At 67.5% G+C, this 7,387-nt stretch carries 7 protein-coding genes and 1 pseudogene; 5 read left to right on the top strand and 3 right to left on the bottom strand.

The features are described 5' to 3' along the window. Both ORI94_RS34740 and ORI94_RS34735 read left to right on the top strand, forming a co-directional pair. Positions 1–561: pseudogene (locus tag ORI94_RS34740) on the top strand (IS5 family transposase); the annotation flags it as partial. Positions 562–674: 113 nt separating this feature from the next. Further along, a complete protein-coding gene (locus ORI94_RS34735) occupies positions 675–1,184 on the top strand; it encodes a GNAT family N-acetyltransferase (protein WP_266083048.1) in 510 nt (169 codons plus the stop codon). 190 nt (positions 1,185–1,374) lie between these two features. Here ORI94_RS34735 and ORI94_RS34730 read toward each other — a convergent pair whose 3' ends face one another. Together ORI94_RS34730 and ORI94_RS34725 are read right to left on the bottom strand one after the other, a co-directional pair. Next, on the bottom strand, positions 1,375–2,979 hold the full coding sequence (locus tag ORI94_RS34730; RefSeq protein WP_266083046.1) for an IS4 family transposase: 1,605 nt from the start codon (positions 2,977–2,979) through the stop codon (positions 1,375–1,377). Between the two features lie 317 nt (positions 2,980–3,296). Next, the gene (locus ORI94_RS34725; RefSeq protein ID WP_266083044.1) at positions 3,297–4,280 is read right to left on the bottom strand and encodes an XRE family transcriptional regulator; all 984 of its coding nucleotides are present in this window, start codon (positions 4,278–4,280) and stop codon (positions 3,297–3,299) included. A gap of 487 nt (positions 4,281–4,767) precedes the next feature. Here ORI94_RS34725 and ORI94_RS34720 point away from each other — a divergent pair, with 487 nt between their 5' ends. The 3 genes from ORI94_RS34720 to ORI94_RS34710 are packed head-to-tail and all read left to right on the top strand — an operon-like array spanning position 4,768 to position 6,972. Then, complete coding sequence (locus tag ORI94_RS34720) at positions 4,768–4,998, top strand: hypothetical protein (RefSeq protein ID WP_266083042.1); 231 nt, start codon at positions 4,768–4,770, stop codon at positions 4,996–4,998. Next, positions 4,998–5,894, top strand: a complete 897-nt coding sequence (locus tag ORI94_RS34715; protein WP_266083040.1) for a helix-turn-helix domain-containing protein — start codon at positions 4,998–5,000, stop codon at positions 5,892–5,894. Before ORI94_RS34720 ends, ORI94_RS34715 begins: the two co-directional genes overlap by 1 nt. Before the next feature lie 10 nt (positions 5,895–5,904). Then, on the top strand, positions 5,905–6,972 hold the full coding sequence (locus ORI94_RS34710) for a hypothetical protein (protein ID WP_266083039.1): 1,068 nt from the start codon (positions 5,905–5,907) through the stop codon (positions 6,970–6,972). 105 nt (positions 6,973–7,077) lie between these two features. Here ORI94_RS34710 and ORI94_RS34705 read toward each other — a convergent pair. Continuing rightward, the coding region (locus ORI94_RS34705; RefSeq protein ID WP_266083037.1) for a DDE-type integrase/transposase/recombinase at positions 7,078–7,387 on the bottom strand (310 nt) is incomplete at its 5' end.

The following is a 7,387-nucleotide window of genomic DNA, read 5'->3' as shown; positions in this document are numbered from 1 at the left end:
TCTGCACGAGGTCCTGCTGGCCGACTTGCGCAAGGCGGGACTGCTGGAGATGGACGACGCGGCGGTCGACGGCTCACACGTGCGGGCCCTCAAAGGAGGGCTCACACCGGACCTTCGCCGGTCGACCAAGCCCGTCCGGGAAGCAAGCACCACCTGATCACCGACCGAAACGGGACACCCCTCGCGGTGTCCCTGACCGGCGGAAACCGTCATGACGTCACGCAGTTGATGCCTCTGCTGGACGCGATCCCGCACATCCGCGGGACCTGTGGCCGCCCCCGTCACCGGCCAAGGCGCCTGTTCGCCGACCGGGGCTACGACTACGACACGTACCGACGCCTCCTCCGGGCCCGCGGCATCACACCGAAGATCGCCCGCAGAGGCACCGCCCACGGCTCCGGCCTGGGAAAGACCCGCTGAGTGGTGGAGCGGACCTTCGCCTGGCTCCACCAGTTCAAACGGCTACGGACCTGCTACGAGATACGCGCCGCCCTCCACCTCGGACTGCTCCAACTCGCCTGCAGCATCATCTGCTTGCGCCGCCTCCGAACGTCATTCTGAAACGATCAGTAAAGGGCCAGCCGCTGCTCGGAAAACATGTGACGAGCCCAAACCGCTGGTGATCGACTTCGCGAGCCGTGGGACCATCCTCGGTGAACTCAAAGGAGAAACCAGTGCAGTTACGCAACGTGCTACCAGACGATATCGACGCCTATGTCCGTATGCGGTGCGATCCCGTCATGATGGCCAACCTCGGCGGGCCTCTGCCGCGTGAGGGGATGGCAGACACGGTCTGTCGGGATGCCCAGCAGGCAGCAGCCGACCTTGCCTGGGTCAAGATGATAGTTGCCGATCCGCTTGCCCCCGACGTGGTGGCAGGGACGGTGACCATCCGGTTCCGTGACATCGGTGAGGGACCGATCTCCGAGATCGGCTGGATGGTCCTGCCTGAATTCCAGGGGCAGGGGGTGGGTAAGCGTGCGGTCCGCGCGCTCCTGGAGCAGGCCCGGGATCAGAACCGCTGGGGAGTCGTGCATGCCTTCCCGGCAACGGACAACGCGGCGTCGAACGGCATCTGCCGTTCTGTCGGTTTCCAGTTCCTCTCAGAGGTCGACGTGACCTTCGCAGGCCAGGTATTCAGGACCAATCACTGGGCCATAGACCCGGGGACGGATCTGACCTGATAACGCCGGCCTCAAGGCTCCGTTCGGTTTCCGGCAGGGTCAGCCGACCGCAGTGTGCTGCGCCTGCGCTTTGGTGTGGGCGAGGCGGTAGGACTCGGTACCGGTCTGGATCGTCTAGCGGTCCGTCTCCACTCGCCCCCGGTAGAAGCCGGGCCTTGACCCAAGGCCAGGTAGTTAGCGTTTTCGCAGGTCAGGCAAGGGGTTTTGATTCCCATGCGGTCGCTGCGTAGAGGCCAGGGCCGATCTTGTGGATGAGTCCGTCGTCGGCCCATCGGGAGAGCTGTCTGTACATGGTGTGCAGGGTGATGTCCCCGAAATATGCAGCGATCTCGCGGGGGCGCCAGAGGCGGGCGGGGTCCTCATGGAGGAGGGCCAGGCCCCGGTGCCTGCGGCGCTGGGCCGGGATGGCATACCGGTCGTCACGGGAGCGGGTGGGCAGGGCCGGCTGCATGTCCGGGGGTTCGTGGATGGAGATGTCGAGGCTGACGACGGCAAGAGCGACGTCGGGCCGTCCGTCGCGGTGACGCTGGCTGTAGCGGGAGATCGGTGATTTGACCTTGCGGGCACTCACCCGCTGCCGTCGGGCCGGAAGCAGGTGGGCGAGAAGCTTCTGTCCGATGCGGCCGGCCGTGCCGTAGTTCGCTGTGCCGATGCCGGCGGCCTGGACGACCTGGTCGCGAGCGGTTTGGACGGCGATGGTGAAGCCACAGCGGTCCGGATCGGTTCCCGGAAGGGACTCGGCGGCATCGGCCATGACCGTTCGCAGTGCCTGGTAGAGCGTCAGCAGCGACCACATCTCCTGCTCGACGCCGACAGGGTCGCCCGAGCGCAGGACGCGTCCGGCCATGATCGTGTGCCGGAGTGCGTAGTACGCCGACTCGTGTTCCCACCGCTGGTGGTAGAGGCGCATCAGGGACGCGGCGGGGTAGCGGCGGGCGTCGGTCAGACTGGTCGCCAGGCGGTAGGAACCGGTGAAGTGTGTGCCGTCAGCGCACGTCACGGTGATGCGCGCGTCGATGACGCGCACTTTTACGGTGCCGATCACCGACAGGTACGAGCCGTCGGCCAGACGTGTGAGGACCGGGGTCCGCCGGTTGCTGCGGAGCCGGCCCAGGAACTGGGCACGGGTGGCGCTCACCGCGGCGAGGAAGGCGTTGCCGTCGAAGCCCTTGTCCCACAGCACCAGCATGTCCGGCCGCAGCAGGTGCAGGAGACGGGAGGCATAGCTGGTCTCGCCCTCGTCGGTGGGGCCGAAGACCGCGCCGATCAGGGCCCGTGTCCCGGTCTCGACGAGCGTCATCAGCTCAAGTGTCGGATAGCCGTGATGGGAGGTCCAGCCCAGCCATGCACGGTTGCGCTCCGTGTCGGGGACCTTCTGTGAACTGCAGCCGTCGAACGACACCGTCCGGTACGGGCCGAAGCTCACTCCTGGGGCCGTTGGCCGGGCCAGCGGCCCGGCCAGTACGTCGAACAACGTCCGCACCGGAGCGGTTCCCAGCCTGCGGCGCAGGTCCCGCAAGGCCTTCGGAGTCGGGGAAGCCACCGGCGTCTCGCCCAGCCCGGCCGTCAGCTTGTCCCAGACGAGCCGGTAGCCGACTTCGGGAAAGAGACCCATCGCCAGCAGGAAGTAGATGCCGACACAGGACGGAAGATCACGCAGTCGCTTCTGGAAGCGACGGGTCTCGTGAAGGACAGCGTCGACCAGTTCGAACGGTATGACGGTCGTCAACTCGCCCAGATGACCGGGCGCGAACTTGCCCGCAGCCACGGCGACCGAACGAGTGATGTCCGTCATCGGTGCAGGCAGGGGATGATGAGACGGCAACGGAGCTCCTTGGAGACAAGCTGTCTTGGTCGACTGCCTGTACCAACGAGCTCCGTTGTTCTACGTCAAGATTTCTTCACCGCCACTTGCCTGACCTGCGAAAACGCTAACTACCTGGCCTTGGGTCAAGGCCCTTTCACCGTTCAGACAGACCGTGTGTGCCGGGCAGCCTGATGAGCCCGGCACACACGCATGTGAGCATCACGATGGGCGGAAAGTGGCTTGCCTCTCACGCGACCGCCATGGCTACCGGCCGTTACGGCGCCTCCGCACCATGATCTTCTCCGTTATGCGGCGGCGAGGTGGAGGAGTTCGGGCACGCCCTGGGCGTGCTGGTAGGGCTGGAAGCGGGGGAGCAGGCCGTCGACGAGGCTGACGCAGTGGGGTGCTCCGATGCGGCGGGCCAGGAGCAGGGACTGAGTGGCAGCGGTCGCGGCGGGTTCGGGTTCTTGCAGGTCGAGGTAGCTGGTGGCGCGGTAGGCGAGGAAGACGCCGCGGGTCTTGTCCCGGGCGGTGGGCAGTAGTTGTTCGCCTTCGGTGATGAGTTGGTGGGCGCGGCCGGTGTCGCCGAGGTCCAGGAGGGCCTGTCCGGAGTCCACGGCGAGGTCGGCCTCGGACACCCACGCACACCAGGCGGGCCGGTCGGTGCCCGTGTCACTGAGGTGTTGCTCGGCTGCGGAGAGCGCGCGCAGGACGCCGCGCCGTTCGCCTTGTGCGGCGAGGGTACGGGCGAGACGCAGCTGGAGCAGGCAGCGGGCTGCGGGGTTGTCGGCGCGGGTCAGGGCGTGGTTGAGAATGTCGGCCGCTGTGGTGTGGTCGCGGCGCCAGGCGGCCTGGTAGGCGAGGTCGCCCAGCAGGGTGGCGCCCATGTCGTGGTCTCCGGCGGCGTGGGCGTGGTGCAGTCCGGCGATCCAGTACTGGCTCGCGTGGGTGTGGCGGCCCAGGTCGAAGCGGTGCCAGGCGATGGTCTGGGCGAGGGAGGCGGCCAGAGTGTGCAGGCGCAGTCCGAGAGCTGGGGTGTAGCGGCCGTGGGAGAGCAGGTCGATCACGGTGGACAGGCAGGCGTCCAGTAGCGCGGGAGCGTGCTGGCGTTCCTCGGTCGCGAGGCCGGCAAGACGTTGAGCGGTACCCTCCAGGAGGACGACGAACTCTTCGCTGATCGACTTGCCGTCGTGGGCCCGGGCGAGTGCGGTCGCGGGGCCGGCGGCCCAGTCTGCGGCCAGCGTGGCCAGGGCGGTGCCGGAGATCGTCATGAAGGTGCGGCGGTCCATCACATCCTCTGGCGACGGCCGGATGTCCAGCGTCGTCCCGTAGACCGGAGTGCCCGCTGGTGTTGTGGGCTTTGGCTGGGGTGGTTCTGCCTGCCGCTTCCGCCCAGCGCGTGGACTGCTGGACGGAAGCGGAGCGGTCCCCTTCGGTCGTTCTTCAGCACAAGGGGGCCGCGCGGCCTTCCGAACCGGAAGGTGCAACGCCGGGGGAGGCGTCCGTCTTCCATGGTGCGCCATCCTCCAGGCACAGCAACGGAAAGTACGTCTTCGACACCAAAAGCGTTCATTCCGTTGGGATTTGCGTGTGTCGGGAGCCGTCATGAAGTAAGAAGTCCGGTTGCCTGTGCGGCCATTGTTCCGTAAGTCCATGATCACGTTGAGTGGTGTGTGCTCGGCGCACCATGCTGTCGTCCAGTTCCTCCGCGGCGCATCAGCACCGCCGCGGAGGAACACTTCCGAACTCCTTTTTCTTCCTCTCAGGGAAGGTGCAATGAACAGCAGGCAGGTGATGACCGTGGCTGTCCTGGCGGCGGTCCTCGCGTGGAGCACGGTGATGACCGTGTTGGGCCAGCTCGCGGCGGTGGCCGCGCTGCTGCCCTCGCTCGGTCTCCTCATCCAGCAGATCGTCTCCGCCTTCACTGGCGGCGGTCCAGGTACACAGGCGGGCGTGACGCCGACGGCTTCAGCGTCCGCCGCGCCGGCCGGGGGCGAGGAGCGGTGATGAAGAAGCCTCCTCCCATTCCCGAGCAGCCCGGTGGTGATCCCCCCAGTCGCCGTGGCCGTCCCCCGGAGCCGATCTGCGACGAGGCTGGCACAGTCCACCGGACCTGGCTGGAGCCGGTCCGTAACCGGCTCATCGCCAGCGGCCTGACCCTCGATGACCTCGTCAGCCGTTCCGGCTACTCCAAGACCAGGCTGTCCGAACTGCTGCGCGGCAAGGGTTATTATCCCGGCTGGGAAATCACCTACAGCGTGATCCGCGCCCTGGATATCCCCGTCGATCCGGTACGCCGGCTTTGGACAGCGGCCGCGCTGGAGGCCGAGAAGGATGCCGCCTGGATCCGCAGCCGAATCTCCGACGTCCAGCCGCTTGGCCCGGACGAACAGCCCGTCGCCCACCTCGGGCTCACCCAGGCCATGTGGCAGCCCTACACCGCCTACGCACAGGCTTTTCTGCAGACTGAGCGCCGCGCCCAGCAGCTGGTCGCCCAGACCTTCGACATCCTCTGGCTCACATGGAACGAAGCGACCCTCAGCCCCCACACCCCCCGCTACGCCTGGCAGCTGCTGCGCTCCCGGGTCCACGCGGCCGCCGCGAAGCGCCCGGACGGTCGACCCGATCTGCGTCCGGCGGCGTTCTCCACCGCCGTCCAGGCTCAGATCCTGGACCTCGCCGTGCGTCTGGCCAAGATCGACGTCCTCGCGCAGTTCTTCGACACGATCACCCGGCTGCCCGCGGACCAGATGGACATCACCGTCCTGCGCAGCCTGTGCGGCGTCGACCCGGACGCCGTGCCCGGCATCGTTGGCCTGTCCCCGGCCATTGCCCACAGTCTGGACCGCCACGCCCGGGGGGCCCTGCGCCAACTCCGCCCCGACACCGACTCCCAGGAGTGATCTCCCCGCCATGAGCTCCATCGACGACCTCCTCGCCCAGTCACTTCTGTTGCACCGGCCTCACGTCCCCTGCGACGTCGTCCCATACGACGACCTGGCCTACGCTGGGCTCCTCGAACACGGCCTGCCTCAGTGGGACGACGACGGGCCCGACCCGGCTGACGAAGGTGCCGCACGAAGCCTTGCCGCTCTGTGCGAGGCGGTCGTCGCCCGCTGCACCGCCAACCAACTCGCCGACTTCCTCACCGATCAACTGCCCCAGCCGCGGGCCGCCTGGATCCTGGGTTGCGTCCTGCAGCTCGCTGGCGCCGACGACAGCGCCCGCTTCTGGTGGCAATATGCGGCCGGCGCCGAAGATGCCCCAGCCTCCTACTGCCTCTACTTGCAGCACCTCGCCCGCGGCGACGCACACGCCGCCGCCCTGTGGCACGCCCAGGCCGACGACCACACTGCGCAGGACAATCCGGCAGGCTTTGGCCAGGATGCCCCCGCCTACCGCATGGTGACCGCCGACACAAGCTTCTCCACTGTCCTGCGCATCCTCAGCCGCCTCAGCGACACCGTCCCGCGCCGGCACACCCCGGCCGCTCAGGCCGTCATCGAGTTCGTCGCTACAGCCGTCGCCATCGGTTACGACCGCCACCCCGACCTGGAAATCCCTCTCCCTGGCACCAACTTCGCCGAACAACTAGAGATCATCATCGCTGCGGCATCCAGCACAGGCCACCAGCCCGCGCCAAGCACGCAGACCACCGGAGCGCTGCCCAACCGGGACCCGCTGGAGAGCGTGTCCGAACCCGTCCCCGCCGACGGTCGGCCGCAGGACCCGGAACGGTTGCTGGTCGAGGTCACCTCCGACGAGCATGAACCCGCCGCCATGCGTGGACTGTTCGAGGAGGCGGTCCCCGTGTGCTGGGAAACGGCCACCGCTGCGGACGGCACGGACGGACGCGAATCCCGCGTGACCTACTACCTCAACCGCTTCCGCACTCGAGCCGCCCGGGCACTCTCCTCCGCCGCCAGGCCTGAAACCAGGACACCGTCCGGCGTGGCCACCTCGGGCTTCACCGGACTGTAGATCACGCGAATTGCTGACCGTCCTCGTGGGCATTGTCACGTTGTTGGATGCGTGACTGCCTGACGGTGTGTCGGGGTGTGATGGGTTCTGAGGCCGGGCGGGTCTTCAGGCCGTGGTGGGTCGGCCGGCAGCACCGGTGATCTGCTCCCAGATGGCGAAGCGGACGGTCATCTCGGCTCGGTAGTCGGAGGCTGTCATCAGGTGACGGCGAGGCCGGAAGTGGGGCGAGATGCCACTGAACGCGGACAGGAACCGCTGCGCCCCGCCCATGCTGCGGAAGTCCTTCACCGCGCGTTCGCGCTGCCTCGTCGGCTGATGACTGTTCTCGGCCCGGTTGTTCAATCCCTTGTGGGCACAATGTTCGACCGACGGCATCACCACCCGGTGGGCCGCCCCGTAGGAGCGGAGCTTGTCG

Source organism: Streptomyces sp. NEAU-W12 (genome assembly GCF_026242095.1).
Taxonomy (GTDB): Bacteria; Actinomycetota; Actinomycetes; order Streptomycetales; family Streptomycetaceae; genus Streptomyces.
This window is presented reverse-complemented; position numbering and strand designations above follow the sequence as displayed.

Coding starts and splice junctions, on each gene's coding strand:
- ORI94_RS34730 (WP_266083046.1), bottom strand. CDS start 2,979: ATGACGGACATCACTCGTTCGGTCGCCGTGGCTGCGGGCAAGTTCGCG.
- ORI94_RS34725 (WP_266083044.1), bottom strand. CDS start 4,280: ATGGACCGCCGCACCTTCATGACGATCTCCGGCACCGCCCTGGCCACG.
- ORI94_RS34720 (WP_266083042.1), top strand. CDS start 4,768: ATGAACAGCAGGCAGGTGATGACCGTGGCTGTCCTGGCGGCGGTCCTC.
- ORI94_RS34715 (WP_266083040.1), top strand. CDS start 4,998: ATGAAGAAGCCTCCTCCCATTCCCGAGCAGCCCGGTGGTGATCCCCCC.
- ORI94_RS34710 (WP_266083039.1), top strand. CDS start 5,905: ATGAGCTCCATCGACGACCTCCTCGCCCAGTCACTTCTGTTGCACCGG.